Below are 18,699 nucleotides of genomic sequence, written 5' to 3'. Positions count from 1 at the left end.
TGGATATATTTACTTCAGAAAGGTAATCTTACGAGGAAAAACACTCGATTTTAAACATGCAGACATTACTAAAACAAGTAGAAGGCTTTATTCAAAAGGAAAAACTGTTCAGCAGGCGCGATCGGTTAGTGGTAGGCGTTAGTGGGGGATTGGATTCTGTGGTATTGGTGCATGTACTTAATCAACTGCAGTACCAGGTTGAGCTGGCGCATATGAATTATGGATTAAGAGGAGCAGAGAGTGAAAGAGATGAAGATTTTGTTCGGCAGCTGGCGGAGCAATGGGGATTGGCTTTACAGTTAAAGAAAATTGATCCGGCTCTGTTTAGTGGGGAAGGCAATTTGCAGGAGACAGCACGAAAGCTACGCTATGCATGGTTCGAAGAATTGGTGCATACAGAGAAGCCTGTGCGACAAGGGCAACCTGCCAGTTATATACTTACTGCTCATCATGCCAATGACCAGGCGGAGACGATCCTGATGAATTTGTTTCGGGGTTCCGGATTGAAGGGGATCAAAGGGATGCAACCCAAACGGGGGCTGCTTTGCCGGCCACTGTTGGCAGTTGAAAGAACAGTGCTGGAAGGGTACGCTGCAGAGCAGGGATTAAGTTGGGTCGAAGACAGTTCCAATCTAACGGAGAAATACAGCCGAAACAGGATCCGCCAGCAGGTGTTGCCTGCCATAACAGCATTGTATCCTGATAGTATTCGGAGGATATACCTGAACAGTAGAAATTTTCAAAGCCTGGCTGCTTATACTGAACAACAGGTGCAGCGAAGCCTGGCTAAATTGATTGAGCAAAAAGGTGCCGAGCAGTGGCTGCCCATTTTGAAATGGAGACAAACAGTCGGTGCAGAATATTTGCTCTTTGAATGGTTGCAGGGGACCGGATTCAGCGCGGAGCAGGTAGAACAGGCAGTAAACCTGATGGAAAGCCAGACCGGCCATACCATTCAGAGCGGGCAATACCAGTTATTGAAAAACAGGAACTGGTTGATTCTTTCGAAAAAGGAACCGGCACTGAATGCTTGGTGGGTGATTGAAACGCCTTCGGGTGAACTTGAATTCCCGGGAGGAAGGTTGACTTGGTCCGGCCAAAGCGGGGAGGAGTTTACTATTCCAACCGATGCTTCAATTGCATTTCTTGATAGTAGCCGCCTGCCATTTCCCTTGCTGCTACGCAAATGGAAAGCAGGTGATTATTTCTATCCCCTTGGCATGGCCAAAAAGAAAAAGATCGCGCGGTTTTTAACAGACGAGAAAGTTTCCCGAAATCAAAAAGAAAACACCTGGGTGCTGGAAGCAGACAAAAAAATCTGCTGGGTACTTGGGTTACGCCCGGATGATCGCTTTAAAGTAAAACCCTCCACCAAACAGGTCCTTCGTTTTCAGCTACACCTGCCTGTTAGTAGCGGGATTTGATGGTTTCAATAAAGGCGGGAAGGATATCAATATTGGCAATGAGTTTTGCCATGATGATGGTATAAAGTACACCAAAGATGGCACCGCTAAAGTGGGCCCGGTGACCGATATTACCTCCTCCTCGTTTGGCCAGGAAAGCTGATAAGGCAAGGAAGATTACTCCAAAAATATAACCGGGCATGCCTCGTAAAAAGAAGACAGAAATTTTCTGCGTGGGATCCAGCATGATAAAAGAAAAGATCACGGCGGAAACTGCACCAGAAGCGCCAAGTGCGCGGTACGCATAATTATTTCGGTATTGAAAATAGTCAGGTATAACGGAAACGATCAGCCCAAGAACATACAAACCCAGGTAAACCAGTTTGGCTTTGGATCCGAATAACATAGGATTGGTGTACAGATAGCCTTCTACATATTCACCAAAGGACCACAATGCCAGCATATTAAAGGCCAGGTGCATCACATCACCATGTACAAAGCCGTTCGTGACAAAGCGATAATATTGTTTCTGGCTATCAATCTGTGCCGGCCAGAACAGTAAATCTTCCTTGATTTTTTCCTTACTGAAGGCTGAAACAGAAATGGCTACCGTTAAAATGACGATCGACAGGGTAATGCTAATCATGCTCGAAAGATACAAATTTCAGTGAGTCCCCAAAATGCTAGGAATGATGGTATTTTTCATTGCGCAGGATGGTGCAGGCCCGGTACACCTGCTCTGCCAGCAGCAATCGAACCAGCTGGTGCGGGAAAACCAGTTTGGATAAACTCCAGGTGAAATTGGCTCTCTGCTGCACACTGCTATCCACTCCATAGGCGCCGCCAATTAAAAAGATCAGTTGCCGCCTGCTTTCATTGGCTCTTCCCTGGATAAGTTCAGCCAGCTCGGGAGAACTGATGTTTTTTCCTCTTTCATCCAGCAATACCAGGTAATCATCCGGCTGGAGCTGTTGCAGGATAATCTGTGCTTCCTGTTTTTTGATCAGGGTTGGATCGGTTAGTTTGGAGGGAGGGTGGAGTTTCCATTCGCAAGGAAAATAGCGTGTCACCCGACGGGTAAAATCATCCAGCGCCTCTTTGGTGGAAGCTTCCTGTTGTTTACCAAAACTTGACAAGATTATTTTCATAAGTTAAACTCCAGCCAGTTTTTTTCTGGAACGCGTCACTTTTGAGTGTTTGAGTTTAGGTTTTATATTCACTTTTAATTCATAAGGTCTATTAAACGCCTCCTGGTTAAGCTTAAATCTTTCAGATAGAATTCGAATGGTTTCTTTAGATAATCCCTTTTTGTAATTAAGCATATCTGAAACCAAGCCTTCACTTACATTCAAAAGGTTAGCTAAATCAACCGCTTTCATTTTATGGTCTTTCATCAAAGACTTTAGTAAAGGGATAGGTTCAAGTATTTCAAAGTTGCGGTGTTCTTCATCGTATTTTTCAATCAAAAAAGTGAGCAATTCCATTTCATCTTCTATTGTTTTGGTTTTCCTTTTTGTAGAAAAGTCCAAATCATGAAGTATCTGGCAATATTCTTTGTATTGTTTGTCAGATTTAATCACTTTATATTTCAATATTTCCATAACCTGTATTTTAATAGTCAAAAACTGTATATTGTTTATTCAGTTTGCAAAGTTTGTCGTATTCAGCATGAGTGCCTAACCAGCATACATACAACCTGATACTTGTGCTGCCAATTTTACTTTTGAAAGCCATTCTTCAAACGATGCCTTACTGCCACTATTCCCAGCTATAAAATCTTTGATTGTTTTTTCTTTTATCAGCCTGACTTTCATATGAACTAAGGTAAATGTACCAAAAGTTCACAAATTGTGAAGATTTCGAATTTTAAAAAAGGGTGTTTTAACTGAGCTTTGTGGGGAGATAAATAAAAAAAGGCCGCATTTTATGCGACCTCTTTGTGACTCCGTCAGGATTCAAACCTGAAACCTTCTGATCCGTAGTCAGATGCTCTATTCAGTTGAGCTACGGAGCCATTCCCGTTAAGGGAGTGCAAAGATAAGGGAATCGATCTTTACATTCCAAAAATTTCAAGACCGATTTCCCTGATTTTTTTAATAATGCCAGCGCACAAATGCTTCCATAGCAGCGTATTGCGTTAAGCCAAGCTGCGCATACTGCTTGGCTGTTTGTGCATTGCGGTCTTCCGCACGCTGCCAGAATTCGCGGGAGTCGGAGCCCTGGAAAGGCACCATATCTTTCTGTGACTGGTGGATGAAAATGCCATGTCTTTTCTTGATCACCTGATCCGGACTCATTGGGATGGCCATTTCAATTTCTTCAATGTTCCACTCCTGCCATGCTCCCTTGTACAACCAAACCCAGCAATCCTTGATCCACTCATCACCTTCGGCTTTGATGCGACGCAGGGATTCAAATACGATATCCAGGCAAACCTTATGTGTACCATGCGGGTCTGCCAGATCACCCGCGCAATACACCTGGTGGGGTTTTACTTTTCTCAGCAGTTCCATGGTTACTCGAACATCTTCTTCGCCCATGGGCATTTTCTCCACCCGACCTGTTTCATAGAAGGGCAGGTTCTGGAAGTGTACATTTTCATCCTTGATACCAACATAACGACAGGTAGCTTTTGCTTCCCCTCTGCGGATCAGTCCCTTGATGGCCCGGATCTCTGCAGTATCGCTTTCACTTGGTTTTTTATTCGCGAGGAATTTATGCGCAGCGGTGAGAATTTCGCGCGACTTACTGCTATCAATACCCGAAATTTCTTCAAAGCCTACGGCAAAGTCGATAAAGCGGGTTACAAATTCATCCGTAACAGCAATGTTGCCACTGGTTTGATACGCCACATGCACATCGTGCCCCTGATCGTGCAGGCGCATGAAAGTGCCACCCATACTGATGATATCATCGTCCGGGTGCGGAGAAAAGATCAGGCATGTTTTGGGGTAAGGCAGCGAACGCTCCGGGTGAGCAGGAATAACTGCATTGGGTTTACCACCCGGCCATCCTGTGATGCCATCGCGCAGCATATAAAATACCTGCAGGTTGATTTCATAAGCATCGCCTTTTTCAACCAGCAGATCTCCCAGGCCATATTCATTATAATCGCTATTGGTCAATCCCAGTATGGGTTTGCCGGTTTTCAATGCCATACTTACCACGGCTTTTTTTACCATCGCAGGCGTCCATTCGATATCACCTGTTAACCAGGGTGATTTAAAACGCGTAAGCTCAGATGCCGCCATTTCATCCAGCACATATACGGTATCGTTATGCTGCTGCAGGAGCGAAGCCGGGATTTGTTCTGTAACCAGTTCTTCCACTGCTTTCTGCACCACAGGGGCTTTCATGGGCCCCCATGCCATCAGGTAAATCTTGCGTGCTTTCAGAATGGTGTCAATACCCATGGTAACAGCCAGGCGGGGTACTTCTGAAATATTGGGAAACTCAAAAGAGTTGGCAATTCTGGTAGAGTTGTCGAGGGTGATCATCCTGGTTTTGGAAAACCGGCTGGAGCCAGGTTCGTTGAAACCGATATGACCATTGTTTCCAATGCCGAGGATCTGCACATCAATACCACCAGCTTCTTCGATCATGGCTTCATAATCGGCACAGTGTTTTTTGATTTCCTCCTTAGGCAGTTCGCCATTGGGGATATGAATGTTTTCGGGTTTGATGTCAACATGATTGAACAGGTGTTCGCGCATGTAACGGTTATAACTTTGCAGCGCATCCTGATCAATGGGATAGTATTCATCCAGGTTAAAAGTTACCACATTGCTGAAACTGAGTCCTTCTGTTTTGTGTAGCCGAACCAATTCAGCATAAACAGTTTTGGGGGAGGAGCCGGTTGCGAGTCCCAATACACATTTTTTCCCTTCCGCCTGTTTTTGACGGATAACAGCTGCAATTTCGTTGGCAATAAACAGGGAGCCTTCCTTCAGGTTATTGAAAATCCTGACGGGAATCTTCTCGAATGAATCTACCATGGTTGTTTGAATTTGGTCTTTTGCTTAATGAATGAGCGAAAGTATAAAAATTAGCAACTTTACCATAGAAATCATTTTTTTCATAGACCGGAGCGCCAGGTATAAGAGGTTCCTGGCAACCTGGTAATTGATTTCCATGATTTCGCTCACTTCTTCATAACTGAGACCAAGATAGTATTTGAGGTAGATAACCTCTTTCTGGCGGTTGGATAATTTGTCAAAGGCCCTGATGAGTTGTTTGGCCCTTTCGGTTTCATCCTCCCGGTGGATCATGAAAGTATCGTGGCTCAGTTCAAAAATCATGTCTTCCTTCAAAAAAGCTTCGGAAGTGATCTTGCGCTGGCTGAGCTGGCGGTAAATTTTATATTTCAGGGATTTAAAGAGGTAGGCCTTGACGGATTTGACTTCTACCTGGCTGCGACTCTTCCAGAGTTCCATGAAAAGTTCCTGGATGCAGTCTTCCAGGGCATTCTGATCCTGCATAATTTTGCTCCCGTACAGGAAAAGCGGACTGTAATACTTCCTGAAAAGTAAGCTAAACGCCTCTTTATCACCATTTTTATAGGCATCCCACAGTTTGCTATCTGACTGAGCAGCTTTCAAATTAAATTTTTGTTTTGGTCCGGGGTGCAATCGTTTGATATGTAATTTATTAACAAATTTGCATCTTAATGTAAAAAAAACACTTCAAAAAAGTTACAACTGTGTTAGGAATGTAACTATAAGAGTACGAGAAGATCAACATGAACAATTCACGTGAGAAATTGGAAGAGGTACTTTTGGATGAGCATTTTTTATCCTGGTACTATAAAACCGACCAGGAAAAAGGCCGGCTTTGGGAAGAACGACGTTCTAGGGGGGAGGTAGATCCCTTTCTGCTGGAGGAGGCAATTGAACTACTGGAGCAACTGAAAATCAGTGAAGCCGTCCCTTCTGCGGTACAGATAGCTGCAGCTGAAGCCAGGCTTTGGGAACAACTGGAAGAGGAATCGGAAGAACTGGTAGAAACTACAAAAGTCATTCCCTGGTATAAAAAAACCTTGAGCATTGCTGCAGCAGTAATCCTGTTGGTATCAGCCGCCTGGCTGGTGAGAAGTTACCTGCAACCTAATCTGCTGGACGTGAAAACAGGTTTTGGTGAAGTGTCAACAATTGAACTGGAAGATGGATCGGACATAACCTTAAACGGTAATACAGCATTAAAATACCGTCATCCTGATTTTTTTCATAAGGATCGTGAGGTATGGCTGGAAGGGGAAGGCTTTTTTGAAGTTCAATCAACTCCTGAAAAGAAACCTTTTATTGTTCACTTAGATGGACTGGATATCCATGTAACCGGCACTCAGTTCAATGTCTATAAGCGATCCGATAAAACGGAGGTTTTGTTGACCGAAGGAAGCGTTATAGTAACATCCAGGTTAAACAAGGATACCGTGCACCTTCTTCCGGGTGAACTGGCTAGTCTTGAAAATGGTAAAATACACAAGAAAACGGGTAATAGTTCACAAATTATTGGCTGGAAAGAACGTAAATTCATTTTCGAAAATACCAGCCTTGAGGAAGTTGCCCGGTCCGTGGAAGCCCTTTATGGTATTGACGTTCAGCTCGAAGGTGATACAACATCCAGAATGACCATCAGTGCGATATTACCATCTGACAATTTGGATGTGTTTATTCAATCACTTGAAGCCACTCAGGAATTCAGTGTGAAGCGGGATGGAAAAGTGGTGACAATTGGACCGGCAGTTCGCTAGGCTTTGGTAAACCAAAGACTGCTACTGCTATTGAATGCGTAAATCCTGTGCCACCAATATAATTGATGTAGGGTTACTATTACTCATGCTCTTCATGAGTTTTGGAGGCTACAGTGCTTTTGCACAGGAGACTCAGCAAAGGCCCCTTTTTGCTATCCTTCGCGAACTCCACGAGAAAAAAGGCGCCTATTTTTTATTTGCACACAAATCTTTTGGAGATAAAAAAGTAAATCCCTGTCCGGATAAAAACCTGCCGGTAGAGAAAATCCTCAGCTGCCTGCTGAGTGAATCAGGCCTTAGTTTCAAGCAGGTAAATACCAACACCTTTGTAATCATTGAATCACAGGAAACAACCCTGTCGATAGGTCAGGCTCCTGTTGTTGCCGAAAAAAGCAGCCTGCAGGGCAAAGTGATTTCCGCCCAGGGGGAGGTTATCCCCAATGCCAGTATTGAAATCTACCAGGATAATCGCTGGATTGGGGTAACTACTGATGCAGATGGAAAATTTTCCCTTCCTTATACCGGAGCTGCTGAAATCAGGATCAGCTCCATAGGGTATCAAACAGAGCGAAAGCAGATAAAAACGAACCAGTTTTTACAGGTAATTCTCAACCCGGTGCAGAAAGAAATGGAGGAAGTGGTCATAACCTCCCTGGGTGTTCACCGCGAAAAGAAAAGCCTGGGGTATTCGATCAGTACAGTTGATGCAGATGATCTCAATCGGGTGGGTAATACCAATTTTGCGGCAGCCTTATATGGAAAAGCAGCAGGGGTTCGGATTACCACTGCTCCAGGAGGAGCTACCAGTGCAGTACAGGTGCAGATCAGGGGACTTAATTCGTTGAATTTTAATGCGCAGCCGTTGTATATATTAGATGGTGCAGTGATCCGCAACATCAATGAGAAAGGAACTGAAGGTATCAATAACCAGGGCTACTGGACAGATCAGCGGATTCGGGGAAATGGCATACTGGACATCAATCCATTGGATATTGAAAGTATTACCATCCTGAAAGGGGCAAGCGCTACTGCTTTGTATGGCTCGGAGGCTGCAAATGGTGTGGTGGTTATCACTTCCAAAAAAGGAGCGCAACGAAAAGGAATGGGCATTGATTTCAATTATTCTTTCGGAGTGGAGAAGGCAGCTTTTCTTCCCAGGTTTCAAAATGAGTTTGGTCCGGGCCTGGATAGAATCAGCAACCTGGCAGCAGGAGCAACCGAAGAGGGATGGATTCCGGCAGATACAGATGGAGATGGCAAAGAAGATGACCTGCGACCTAATTTTCTGGCCTGGGCCCAATTTGGCCCGAGGATGGAAGGCCAGGAAGTACCCTGGTGGGATGGAAGCCGGCAGCGTTATAGTCCGCAGCCAAATAATTACAGGGATTTCTTTCGTACGGGAATGAATTCCATCTTCAATATATCCTTTGCTGATCAGACGGAGAAAGCAAGTTACCGGTTGGCATTAACACGTAATGATTACAAGGGAATCCAGGTAGGAGGCAATCTCCAGCGAACCACCTTTTTCCTGAATACACAATATAAGATATCACCCAAACTCAGTGCAGATGTGGTATTCAGTTGGGTGAACAGCAGGGTGTTGAATCGTCCCCTGCAATTAACCCGGGTAGTGGCAGCTTATGATGGTTTCCTAAGCCGGGCTGATAGAACCAATATGTTGTTTGACAACTATAAAACCAGCCAGGGATATAAATGGGTGCCCTGGGATCAATCGGTTCGTAACCCCGAAGAAGCATTTCAGTACCCGGTAAAAGTGGAAGCCCTCAATTTGTTGTGGACGCAGCTCAGAAACCGTGAACTGGAAGATCAGAACCGCCTTTTCAGTGTAGCCACCATCAATTATAAATTGAATGAAGCATTGAGTTTCAGGGCAAGGGTGGGACAGGATTTTACCAGTTTGCAGATTGATACCCGCAACTTCAGTGAATACCCGGAAGAGTTTAATGGAATAACCAGCACAGGACATTATGGTAATTCGGAAGGAAGGTATAGTTTGATTTATGGAGATGCGCTCGCAACCTATGAAAAGAAGCTTGATGCCAATTGGCGGGTCAGTTTAAATGCGGGCTACCAGGTGAGAGAAGAAAAGTATACGGATCAGATATCCACTACTTCAGCGGGACTGGTAAAAGAGAACTGGTTTAATCTCAGTAATTCATTCGGGCCATTGATCAACCGAACCAATCGGATCAATAGTTTGCGATATGCCTATCTGGGATTTGCACAGGCGTCCTGGAAGAACAGTTATTTCCTGGAGCTAACTGCCCGGCAGGAGTATTCATCTACATTGCCGCCCGGAAAAAACAGTTATTTCTATCCATCCTTAAACGGAAGTGTGCTACTGCATGAAGTATTGAAGCTGCCTTCCTTTCTGAATTATGCCAAATTCCGGGCGAGTTATGGATTTGTAGGAAATGCACCGCCACCTTATACAGCTGCCATTACGTATAATCAGCAGGTATTGCCCACGTTGAATGGAAATGTTTCTACCCAGCAGCCGCAGACGAGATATGGCAATAACTCCATACGTCCGGAGCGCAAACAGGAAGTTGAACTGGGGATAGAAGCAGTAGCCTTGAATAACCGGTTAGGAATAAACTTCACCTGGTATCAGAACCAGACGCATGATCAGATATTACAGTTAACCGTACCTGTTAGTATGGGTGCCGGTTCAAGGTTGGTAAACAGTGGAGCTTTAAGGTCATCCGGAATTGAATTAGGATTGGATGCGATACCTGTATCAGGCAAGCAGTTTCATTGGAAAACCGGCATCAATCTTTCCTATGTATCAACCCGAACCATGATGCTGGCTGATGGGGTGAAGGAAATGGTGTACCAGGAAATGGAACAGGGAGCTATCCGGATCATGGCGGAAGAAGGGAAAAGAGTAGGTAACATTTATGTATACCCGAAAAAAACAAATGCGGAAGGGCAGCCAATCGTAGGGGCAAACGGTCTTTATATCATAGATAATACCCGGTATAAAAAAGCAGGTAATATCATGCCGGATCTGATAGGAGGATGGATGAACAGTATCCGGTATCGGTCGTTCAGCCTGGATCTGATGATGGATTACCGCATAGGCGGACAGTTGGTATCACCTGCATTGAAGTATAATTTAGGTGCTGGCATGTATGAATCCACCCTGAAATACAGAAATGAAAAATACGGAGGGTTGCCCTACTATATTGATCCAAACGGGCAGAAGGTAGCATTGGCGAATCATCAGCAGCAGGCTCCGGGTGGTGCCAAAATTTACAGGGATGGAATTATCCTTCCGGGAGTAGGACTGGATGGCAAGCCGAATACACAAATTGTAGATGCTGCCTATTATTATATGAACATGTTTTATTGGGGACCAAACGCTTTAAATGAAGAGGGAGCGATCTATGATAACAGTTATCTGAAAATGAGGGAAGCGTCTTTAAGTTATTCATTGTCTTCAAAGCAACTGACAAAATGGAAAATTCAATCCATGCGCTTGTCATTGATCGGACGAAATTTGTTTTACCTGTGGCGCACGCTGGAAAACCTGGACCCGGAAACACCGATTGGAACATCCTGGACAAGACAGAGCATCGATGACGGAACCACTGCTGCCACCAGGAGTATTGGCGTTTCCATTCAAATGGGCTTTTAGAAATGGGAAGGATTATTCATCATATGTTATTGCTGCTGGTAGCAGGATTTCTTGGAACCGGTTGTTCCAAGAAGCTGGAGCGCTTGTATAATGATCCGGATCAGCTCACAACGGCAAGGGTTGAAAAGCTGTTTACAGAAATGCTGAATAATTACCGGATCAGGCCCTCTTACTGGGAGATGAGAACCTTTGTGGTGATGCACTCAGGAATCTACAGTCAGACCGTTGGTTATTTAAATACACCAGGCGTTTATTGGCAGAATCCAAGTTACATTGAAAGCAGGTGGAATGATTTTTATCGTCCGGTTGGAAGTGGTACAGGAACCATGGCGCTTTACAGGGAGATGCAAAAAATTCACCGGGATTTGCCTGCGGTGGAAAAAGAAAAAGCGAGCCTGTTTCTAAATGCAGCAAAAGTTATCTTTTATGATCAGGCCTGTCAGATGGTAGATCTCTGGGGTGATATCCCCTTCACCGAAGCCGGTAGTCTGAATGCAAGTGGAGAAGCCAAAATGGCGAAATTCGACGACGCGGCAGACATCTATCAAGAGGCCATCGAGCAGTTGAAAGTGTTGAATGCATATTTTGCTGCCCTTGCACCAGACCCAGCAACGGCTAATTTATTCCGGACCCAGGATATCTTATTAAACGGAAATCTTCAAAAATGGCAGCGTTATGCAAATGCGTTGCGTCTGCGCCTGCTCATGCGGATATCACATGTAAATGAAACCTATGCTAAAGCGCAGGTAACGGAGCTGCTGACCAATACGGTAGTGAATCCACTATTAAGTGAGGAAGCAGATTACAATGTGGAGCAGGAAGATATATTACTGGCACCCTTAGCCGACAATACACTGGACTTACGGTTTGCATTAACCGAATTAACAAATTATTCCGCACCTCAGCATTTGCTGGAAGAAGTGTTACTGCCGGCAGCTGATCCACGAATACCGGTATTGTTTGATAAGTTTGGCGTAAGTACCGGAGCTGGATTTGTGCCAAATGAAGAATACAGAGCATTACCAGTAAAGTGGTCACTGGAGCAGCAACAGGTTAACCTGGGCAAGTTTGCTATTTTGGATTCTGCCACGTTTATATTTAATCCTCATATTCCAGGGATTCTGATGACGGCTGCTGAAGTAAGTTTTCTGAAAGCGGAGGCCTTCCTGCGATGGGGAGGAGGTGATCCCGATATGTATTTTAAACTTGGCATTCGGCAGTCGACCCGGTTTTATTATTACCTGAACAGACTTAACAGTAGTTTTAAAAGACCGGAGCCGAGGCCGAACCCGGAATCCATGGAAGCTTTTTTACAACAGGAAAGCGTTCGCTTAGCCGGAAGTGCAGAAGATAAATACAGAAAGATCGCCACTCAGCGATGGGTACATTTTGGATTCTTGCAGGCCAACCAGGCATGGGCGGAATTGAGAAGAACAGGTTATCCGAAACTGGAATTCCGGGTGAACAGTCAGCCACAGGCACCCTTGCCTCCAAGGCGCTTATTGTACCCGGGTAATGAAGTAACGTATAATGTGAATTATGTGGCAGTTCGGGATAAGGATAAGACGTACTTTCCCATTTTCTGGCAAGTCCGATAAACAGGAGTATATGAAATTGATTTTACTAAGTATCACCAGCTTATTGTTTTCAGCATCAGTAGTTGCGCAAGGGAATCTGCATCATCAGTCTTCACAGTATGAATGGCCAACTGATCCGCAGGTAAAAGAAAAACTGGAATCCTGGAGGGATCAGAAATTTGGTATGATTATCCACTGGGGTGTATATGCGGTACCGGGTATGATTGAATCCTGGGCGCTCTGTTCGGAAGATTGGATCACGCGCGACAGTACCTCTGATTATGGTGAATTCAAGAAATGGTATTGGGGACTGAGCAAACAATTCAATCCGGTAAAATTCAGCCCCGATCAGTGGGCATCGGCAGCAGATGCAGCTGGAATGAAATACCTGGTGTTTACCACCAAACACCATGATGGCTTTGCGATGTTTGATACCAAACAATCTGATTACTCCATCGCCAAGGGACCCTTTGCATCCAACCCAAAGGCGGATGTGGCAAAATATGTATTTGAAGCGTTCCGGAATAAAGGCATGATGATCGGGGCTTATTTCAGTAAACCCGACTGGCATTCTGAAAATTACTGGTGGCCGATGTATGCTACCCCTAATAGGAATAATAACTACGATATCCGGAAATTTCCCTGGAGATGGGAAGCCTTTAAAAAATATACCCACAACCAGATTGATGAGTTGATGAGTAATTATGGCAAAGTGGATATCCTCTGGTTGGATGGGGGGTGGGTTCGTCCGCTCGAAACAGTGAATGAAGAGGTGCGGAGCTGGGGAGCAGCCATTCCGGAATGGAGCCAGGATATTGATATGGCAACTATTGCCCGCAATGCCAGGGCTAAACAACCCGGCTTGCTGGTGGTGGACAGAACTGTTCATGGTCCGTACGAGAATTACCAGACCCCGGAGCAGCGCATTCCTGCTACCAAGCTGGATCATCCCTGGGAAAGTTGTATTACACTGGGAGCTGCCTGGGGATATGTACCAAATGAAAAATACAAATCAACCAGCCAGGTGGTACATACATTGGTTGAGATTGTAGCCAAAGGAGGCAGTCTTTTACTGGGGGTTGGGCCTACTGCGGAGGGATTGTTGCAGGAAGAAGCCATCGCCCGTTTAAAGGAAATTGGTCAATGGTTAAACAAAAACGGGAAGGCGATTTACGGCACCCGGACGATGGATCATTATGCAGAAGGGGATCTGTTTTTTACCAAAGCAAAGGATGGATCGGCCAGTTATGCGATCCAGCTTATAAAAGGAGAGGAGATACCGGCTACCATTAGCTGGACAACCAATTTACCCGGAAAGGCGGGTATTAGGGAGTTGCAAACCGGTAAAAAATTGAAATACAAAGTTTTAGGAAACCAGGTGACAGTCGAATTACCAGCGAGTTTGAGAAAAGAATTGGGTACCACTCCGGCACTTGCCCTGGTTTTTTAAAAAGATCAAAAATCTAAAAAAAAATCTTTAACAACTTGTTACAAGATCTCATTATGAGTCACTTAATGATGTAACACGAAAATATACTTGGCAATCAAGTCCATTTTTTCATCATTAAACCAATTGCATAATGAGAGAATTAAGACTGCTCGTGCTGATGCTGTTATTCAGTTCGGTACTGTCAGCACAAACCAGGCAATTATCCGGCTTATTGAAAGATTCTAAGACCGGAGCAGGAATTCCTTCTGCCACGCTTAAAGTGAAAGGGAAGAATTTCTCGGCGGTGACCGACGCCAACGGCTCCTTTACCATGACGGTACCTGAGGGAGCATTTCAATTAGACATTAGTTCGGTTGGCTACACCACCAAAACCGTTTCGGTGGATGCCAACGAAAACAGCTTGATGCTGTCACTTGATCTGGGTGAAGGGAACCTGGATGAAGTGGTAGTAACTGCCCTTGGTATCGTAAAAGAGGCCAGGAAAGTAGGTTACGCGGTAACAACTGTAAAAAATGATGCCCTTTCAGTGGGACGTGAAACCAACGTGGGTAATGCCCTGGCTGGTCGCGTTTCCGGTTTGAAAGTGTCCAGCACATCCTCTGGTCCCGGTGGTACATCCAAGCTGTTGCTTCGCGGTATGCCTTCTATGAACGGTGCAGGTGCTCCCCTGATCGTAATCAATGGTGTACCCATGCAGAACGTGCAGCGTGGTGCAGCCGGTGAGTGGGGTGGTGCTGACAACGGAGATGGTCTGGGTAACCTGAACCCGGATGATATTGAAAGTATGACCGTGCTGAAAGGCCAGTCAGCTTCAGCCTTGTACGGTAACCGTGCTACCAATGGTGTAATTGTAATTACTACCAAGAGTGCAAAAAGAGGTGATTATAATATTGATTATAACCTCAACTACATGTCTGACCGTGCGCTGGATTTCACCGATTTCCAGACGGTATATGGTCAGGGTGTAGGAGGACAAAAGCCAGGTAGTGCTGCTGCTGCACAAACCACTGCCCGTTTGAGCTGGGGTGCTCGTTTGGATGGTTCACCCATCACCCAGTTTGATGGTTCTACCCGTCCTTATTCAGCAGTAAGTGGAAATATCAATAATTTTTATAGGGTGGCTCCCAGTATGACGAATACCGTTGCTTTCTCAAGAGGTGGTGATATGGGTAATTTCCGTATCAGCTTCTCTAACCTGGATAGCAAATCCATTTTGGAAAACAGTGGATTGAAGCGGAATACGGTAAATATGAACTTCACACAAAGAATTACCGATAAACTGAGCATCAGCATGATTGGTAATTATATTGATGAACGTTCTCAGAATCGCCCTTACCTGAGTGATGGTCCGTTGAATGCCAACAATGGTTTCTTCCTGGCCAACAACGTTGACATTCGCTGGTTGGCTCCCGGATTTGATCCAACAACTGGAAACGAAGTTGTTTTCAGTGATGATATTTTCGTTACCAACCCCTATTTCGTAGTAAATCAATTCAGAAATGACCTGGGCCGTCGTCGTATAATCGTAACTCCATCTGTAAAGTACGACATATTCAAGTGGTTGTATGTTCAGGGTCGTATGGGATATGATAATTCTGATGACAATAGTTTCAGTGTAACACCCTGGGGAACTGCCTACTCGCAGGATCGTCGCGGTAGTTTGAACGGCATCGGAAAGTCTCAGATCACTGAGATTAACTATGAACTGTTGGTGGGTGGTAATCGTGACCTGACTGATGATATTTCCATGGACTTTACACTTGGTGCCAACAAGCGTGTTAACAGAAATGAAAACATTTCAGTTGGTGGTGGTCCGTTCATCGTACCCTACCAGTACACGTTCAACAACGTAGTGAACTTTAACAGAGGTTATGGTTTCTCCAAGCAGCAGGTGAATTCTGCCTTCTACTCACTTGATTTTGCTTACAAAAACCTGATTACCCTGAGTACTACTGGTCGTTATGATGCGTACTCAACATTCCCAACAGATGTTGCGGGTATCTTCACTCCCTCTGTTTCAGCGAGCTTTGTATTCCATGATTTGCTAAATGCGAAAGCATTAAACTATGGTAAGTTCAGAGCTTCATTTGCACAAACCAGTGGTGAGCCTCAGCGTCCTTACACTACCTCTCTGTATTATAGCTTAGGTAACACGTATAATGGTCTTCCATTAGGTAACTATAGCCAATCGCTTCCGAATGGTCTGTTGCGTCCATTTGCAGTAACAGAGTTTGAAGTTGGATTTGATTTGCGTTTCTTCAACAGCCGTTTGAACCTTGACTTCGCAGCTTATACCCGCGAAACAAGAGACGAGATCATGCCTGCTTCTTATAGTATTTCTTCTGGTTTCACCAGTGGTTTCGTTGCTACCGGTTCAACTCAGAACAAAGGCGTTGAAGTTCAGCTGACCGCTATTCCGGTACAGACCAAGAACTTTAGCTGGACTTCTTCTTTGAACTTCACCTATGTTAAGAACAAAATCCTGGCTACCAATCCAAACGGAACCAATCTGAACCTGGGTACCAACCGTGCCGTAATTGGTAACGCGGTTACTGCTTATGCAGTAGGTATGGCCGGTCCTCAGATCTTTGCATTTGATTATCGTTATGATGCCAAAGGTGACATCCTGGTGGATGGATCTGGTTTGCCACTCCGTGGTAACCTGATCCCAATGGGAAGTACACTGCCTACTCACTATGGTGGATGGAACAACGAATTCAACTATAAGCGTTTCACTTTCTCTTTCCTGATTGATTTCAACTATGGAAACAAGATCCTGTCAGCTACCCAGCACTATGCTATGACTCGTGGCTTGCACAAGATGACTCTGGAAGGTCGTGAAACTGGTATTACTGTAGGATTCCTCGAGAATGGTCAGCAGAACACTACTGCAGCTGATGCGCAGTCTTACTACACTGAGCTTGCTCGTAGAATTACCAAAACCAATGTACTGGATGGTGATTTCGTGAAACTGCGTCAGGTTAACCTGGCTTATAACTTCCCGGATAACCTCTTCAACAAGGTTCCCCTGTTCAGAGGCGCAACCCTTTCATTGGTTGGACGTAACCTGTTTTACCTTATGAAGAAAACCGATAACATCGATCCAGAAGCGTCATTTGGTGCTAACATCAATTATCTTGGAATTGAAGGAACCAGTTTGCCAACAGCTCGTACGCTTGGATTTAACCTGAACCTCCGTTTTAAAAATGGAAGTAAAAACTAAAATTTTAGAACATGAAAAAACTACTCATATATTCTGGAATTCTGCTGGCTAGCTTGCAGGTTGGCTGTACGAAGGGATTTGAAGAATTAAATACCGATCCACTTCGGATTTCACCTGCCAATTTTGATGGTGCCTATCTTTTGCCGGCAGCCCAGCGCAGTTATTTAGGTACAATGTCGGGTTATAGTGGAAACCTGTTGTTCCAGGCAGGATGGGTGCAATTACTCGCTTCCACTTCTACAGGAGGTGCTACCTATTATTCCAATATGGATAAATACGTTCCTTCGAGTAATATCAACTCTTACACAGCAAATAGTTGGAACACTAGTTTTAGTGGTGCTACACAAGCACAGCAGTTGATTAAACTGTTGAGTGAAGACCCAACAAAAGTGAATGTGATAAGTGCAGCTAAAATTGTACAGGTGATGCACCTGGCTTTTCTTACTGATTTATATGGTCCCATTCCATACAGTGAAGCGTTGAAAGGGGATGAAGGATTGAATTCGCCAAAGTATGATAATCAAAGAGACGTTTACCTTGGGTTATTGGCAGAACTGGAAACAGCTATCAACGGGTTTTCAACCTCTCAGCCAGGATTTACCAATGATATTTCTACTTATGCAGGCAATATCGATAAGTGGAAGAAAATGGGCTATAGCCTGATGCTTCGAATGGCTATGCGTATGACCAAAGTGGATGCTGCTGCCGCCAGACAGTGGGCTGAAAAAGCAGCCGCTGGTGGTCCGATGTCAAGTGTAGAAGACAATTACGTAATTCGTTGTGATTTTGCCAACGGTTATGGTAATCCGAATTCCTCCGCTATTCGCGTATCGGATGATTTCTACCAGGTTCGCTGGAGCAAAAACTTCATTGATTTCCTGAAAGCAACCAATGATCCGCGTTTGACTGCTGTGGCTGAAATTCCACCTGCAGGTATTGCAGCAGCTTCCAATGTTGCTATTGCTGGTGACAATACAGCTGGTATTCAGTTGGGATTGCCAAATGGATATGATATGAACGAAGGCGACAAAGACATTACCAATGCACCTGGTTATCCTGGCGGTACTGGTACTGGTGGCGATTTATCTCCTATAGGTAAATATAGTCGTCCCCGTTCCGCTCTGACCACCAACCTGAATGCACCCATTATTGCTATGACTTTTGCTGAAACTTCTTTCCTGCTGGCTGAAGCAGCTGCCAGAGGATGGACTATCACCGGTTCAGCGGCTCAGCATTATCGCAACGGTCTTTCTGCTGCGCTTCAAACATTGGGTACAATGGATCCCTCTGCGGCGATTTCTGCAGCAACTGCAGATGCTTTTGCAGCAGCCAATCCGCTGGATGTTTCAAGCCTGAACGCTTCTCTGAAGATGATCAACGAACAATACTGGGCAACTACAGGTTCTTACTTCAGCTTTGTTGAAGCCTGGAACAACTGGAGAAGATCCGGATTCCCCAACCTGACTCCGGTTTCCTTCCCTGGTGGATTCTCCAGCGGTCAGATTCCCCGTCGCCAGATTATTCCGTTGAATGAAGCTGTTCTGAATGGTCCGAGTTACCAGGCTGGTATCGGCGATATTCAGGGTGGTGACAACTGGACTGGTAGAGTTTGGTGGGATGCTGCCAACTAATATAT

General features: G+C 44.9%; 13 protein-coding genes and 1 tRNA gene. 7 read left to right on the top strand and 7 right to left on the bottom strand.

Annotated features, from left to right (window positions below; all coding sequences use genetic code 11):
- The first annotated feature begins 56 nt into the window (after positions 1–56).
- Positions 57–1,424, top strand: a complete 1,368-nt coding sequence (gene tilS, locus L0U88_RS01210) for a tRNA lysidine(34) synthetase TilS (RefSeq protein WP_234863739.1) — start codon at positions 57–59, stop codon at positions 1,422–1,424.
- On the opposite strand, the gene L0U88_RS01205 is transcribed toward tilS, so the two are convergent.
- The 7 genes from L0U88_RS01205 to L0U88_RS01175 all read right to left on the bottom strand — a co-directional run bounded on the left by L0U88_RS01205 (position 1,408) and on the right by L0U88_RS01175 (position 6,001).
- Positions 1,408–2,049, bottom strand: coding sequence for a rhomboid family intramembrane serine protease (locus L0U88_RS01205; protein WP_234863738.1), 642 nt, complete (start codon positions 2,047–2,049; stop codon positions 1,408–1,410). The genes tilS and L0U88_RS01205 overlap by 17 nt on opposite strands.
- A 37-nt stretch (positions 2,050–2,086) precedes the next feature.
- The gene (locus L0U88_RS01200; protein ID WP_234863736.1) at positions 2,087–2,551 is read right to left on the bottom strand and encodes a 23S rRNA (pseudouridine(1915)-N(3))-methyltransferase RlmH; all 465 of its coding nucleotides are present in this window, start codon (positions 2,549–2,551) and stop codon (positions 2,087–2,089) included.
- Positions 2,552–2,554: 3 nt separating this feature from the next.
- Positions 2,555–3,004: a helix-turn-helix domain-containing protein gene (locus L0U88_RS01195; RefSeq protein WP_234863734.1), complete on the bottom strand. Its 450-nt coding sequence runs from the start codon at positions 3,002–3,004 to the stop codon at positions 2,555–2,557.
- A gap of 75 nt (positions 3,005–3,079) precedes the next feature.
- Entirely contained in the window at positions 3,080–3,217 is a 138-nt protein-coding gene (locus L0U88_RS01190; RefSeq protein WP_234863732.1) for a type II toxin-antitoxin system HigB family toxin, read from the bottom strand.
- Positions 3,218–3,343: 126 nt separating this feature from the next.
- Positions 3,344–3,417 (bottom strand) — tRNA-Arg (locus L0U88_RS01185).
- Between the two features lie 79 nt (positions 3,418–3,496).
- Positions 3,497–5,410, bottom strand: a complete 1,914-nt coding sequence (gene nagB / locus L0U88_RS01180; RefSeq protein ID WP_353620635.1) for a glucosamine-6-phosphate deaminase — start codon at positions 5,408–5,410, stop codon at positions 3,497–3,499.
- Positions 5,411–5,422: 12 nt separating this feature from the next.
- Complete coding sequence (locus L0U88_RS01175) at positions 5,423–6,001, bottom strand: RNA polymerase sigma factor (RefSeq protein WP_234863729.1); 579 nt, start codon at positions 5,999–6,001, stop codon at positions 5,423–5,425.
- Positions 6,002–6,141: 140 nt separating this feature from the next.
- Between L0U88_RS01175 and L0U88_RS01170 the strand changes: the two genes are divergently transcribed.
- The 6 genes from L0U88_RS01170 (at position 6,142) to L0U88_RS01145 (ending at position 18,694) form a co-directional block, all read left to right on the top strand.
- Positions 6,142–7,152 carry a FecR family protein gene (locus L0U88_RS01170; protein WP_234863727.1) on the top strand — a complete coding sequence of 337 codons (1,011 nt, stop codon included), beginning with the start codon at positions 6,142–6,144 and terminating at the stop codon, positions 7,150–7,152.
- 34 nt (positions 7,153–7,186) lie between these two features.
- Positions 7,187–10,813, top strand: coding sequence for a SusC/RagA family TonB-linked outer membrane protein (locus tag L0U88_RS01165; protein ID WP_234863726.1), 3,627 nt, complete (start codon positions 7,187–7,189; stop codon positions 10,811–10,813).
- 2 nt (positions 10,814–10,815) lie between these two features.
- A complete protein-coding gene (locus L0U88_RS01160) occupies positions 10,816–12,411 on the top strand; it encodes a SusD/RagB family nutrient-binding outer membrane lipoprotein (RefSeq protein ID WP_234863723.1) in 1,596 nt (531 codons plus the stop codon).
- 10 nt (positions 12,412–12,421) lie between these two features.
- The gene (locus L0U88_RS01155) at positions 12,422–13,840 is read left to right on the top strand and encodes an alpha-L-fucosidase (RefSeq protein WP_234863722.1); all 1,419 of its coding nucleotides are present in this window, start codon (positions 12,422–12,424) and stop codon (positions 13,838–13,840) included.
- 130 nt (positions 13,841–13,970) lie between these two features.
- Positions 13,971–17,063, top strand: a complete 3,093-nt coding sequence (locus tag L0U88_RS01150) for a SusC/RagA family TonB-linked outer membrane protein (protein ID WP_234863720.1) — start codon at positions 13,971–13,973, stop codon at positions 17,061–17,063.
- An 11-nt stretch (positions 17,064–17,074) separates the two neighbouring features.
- Complete coding sequence (locus tag L0U88_RS01145; RefSeq protein WP_234863718.1) at positions 17,075–18,694, top strand: SusD/RagB family nutrient-binding outer membrane lipoprotein; 1,620 nt, start codon at positions 17,075–17,077, stop codon at positions 18,692–18,694.
- Positions 18,695–18,699: the final 5 nt, after the last annotated feature.

Source organism: Flavihumibacter fluminis (assembly GCF_021491375.1).
GTDB classification, from domain to species: domain Bacteria; phylum Bacteroidota; class Bacteroidia; order Chitinophagales; family Chitinophagaceae; genus Flavihumibacter; species Flavihumibacter fluminis.
Note: the sequence above shows the minus strand (reverse complement) of the source record. Positions and strands in the feature narration are given on the sequence as shown.

What these genes read in the sequence shown, in the direction of transcription:
- tilS (WP_234863739.1), top strand. Translation starts at nt 57, where the DNA reads ATGCAGACATTACTAAAACAAGTAGAAGGCTTTATTCAAAAGGAAAAA.
- L0U88_RS01205 (WP_234863738.1), bottom strand. Translation starts at nt 2,049, where the DNA reads ATGATTAGCATTACCCTGTCGATCGTCATTTTAACGGTAGCCATTTCT.
- L0U88_RS01160 (WP_234863723.1), top strand. Translation starts at nt 10,816, where the DNA reads ATGGGAAGGATTATTCATCATATGTTATTGCTGCTGGTAGCAGGATTT.
- L0U88_RS01150 (WP_234863720.1), top strand. Translation starts at nt 13,971, where the DNA reads ATGAGAGAATTAAGACTGCTCGTGCTGATGCTGTTATTCAGTTCGGTA.
- L0U88_RS01165 (WP_234863726.1), top strand. Translation starts at nt 7,187, where the DNA reads ATGCGTAAATCCTGTGCCACCAATATAATTGATGTAGGGTTACTATTA.
- L0U88_RS01190 (WP_234863732.1), bottom strand. Translation starts at nt 3,217, where the DNA reads ATGAAAGTCAGGCTGATAAAAGAAAAAACAATCAAAGATTTTATAGCT.
- L0U88_RS01195 (WP_234863734.1), bottom strand. Translation starts at nt 3,004, where the DNA reads ATGGAAATATTGAAATATAAAGTGATTAAATCTGACAAACAATACAAA.
- L0U88_RS01145 (WP_234863718.1), top strand. Translation starts at nt 17,075, where the DNA reads ATGAAAAAACTACTCATATATTCTGGAATTCTGCTGGCTAGCTTGCAG.
- L0U88_RS01170 (WP_234863727.1), top strand. Translation starts at nt 6,142, where the DNA reads ATGAACAATTCACGTGAGAAATTGGAAGAGGTACTTTTGGATGAGCAT.
- L0U88_RS01200 (WP_234863736.1), bottom strand. Translation starts at nt 2,551, where the DNA reads ATGAAAATAATCTTGTCAAGTTTTGGTAAACAACAGGAAGCTTCCACC.
- L0U88_RS01155 (WP_234863722.1), top strand. Translation starts at nt 12,422, where the DNA reads ATGAAATTGATTTTACTAAGTATCACCAGCTTATTGTTTTCAGCATCA.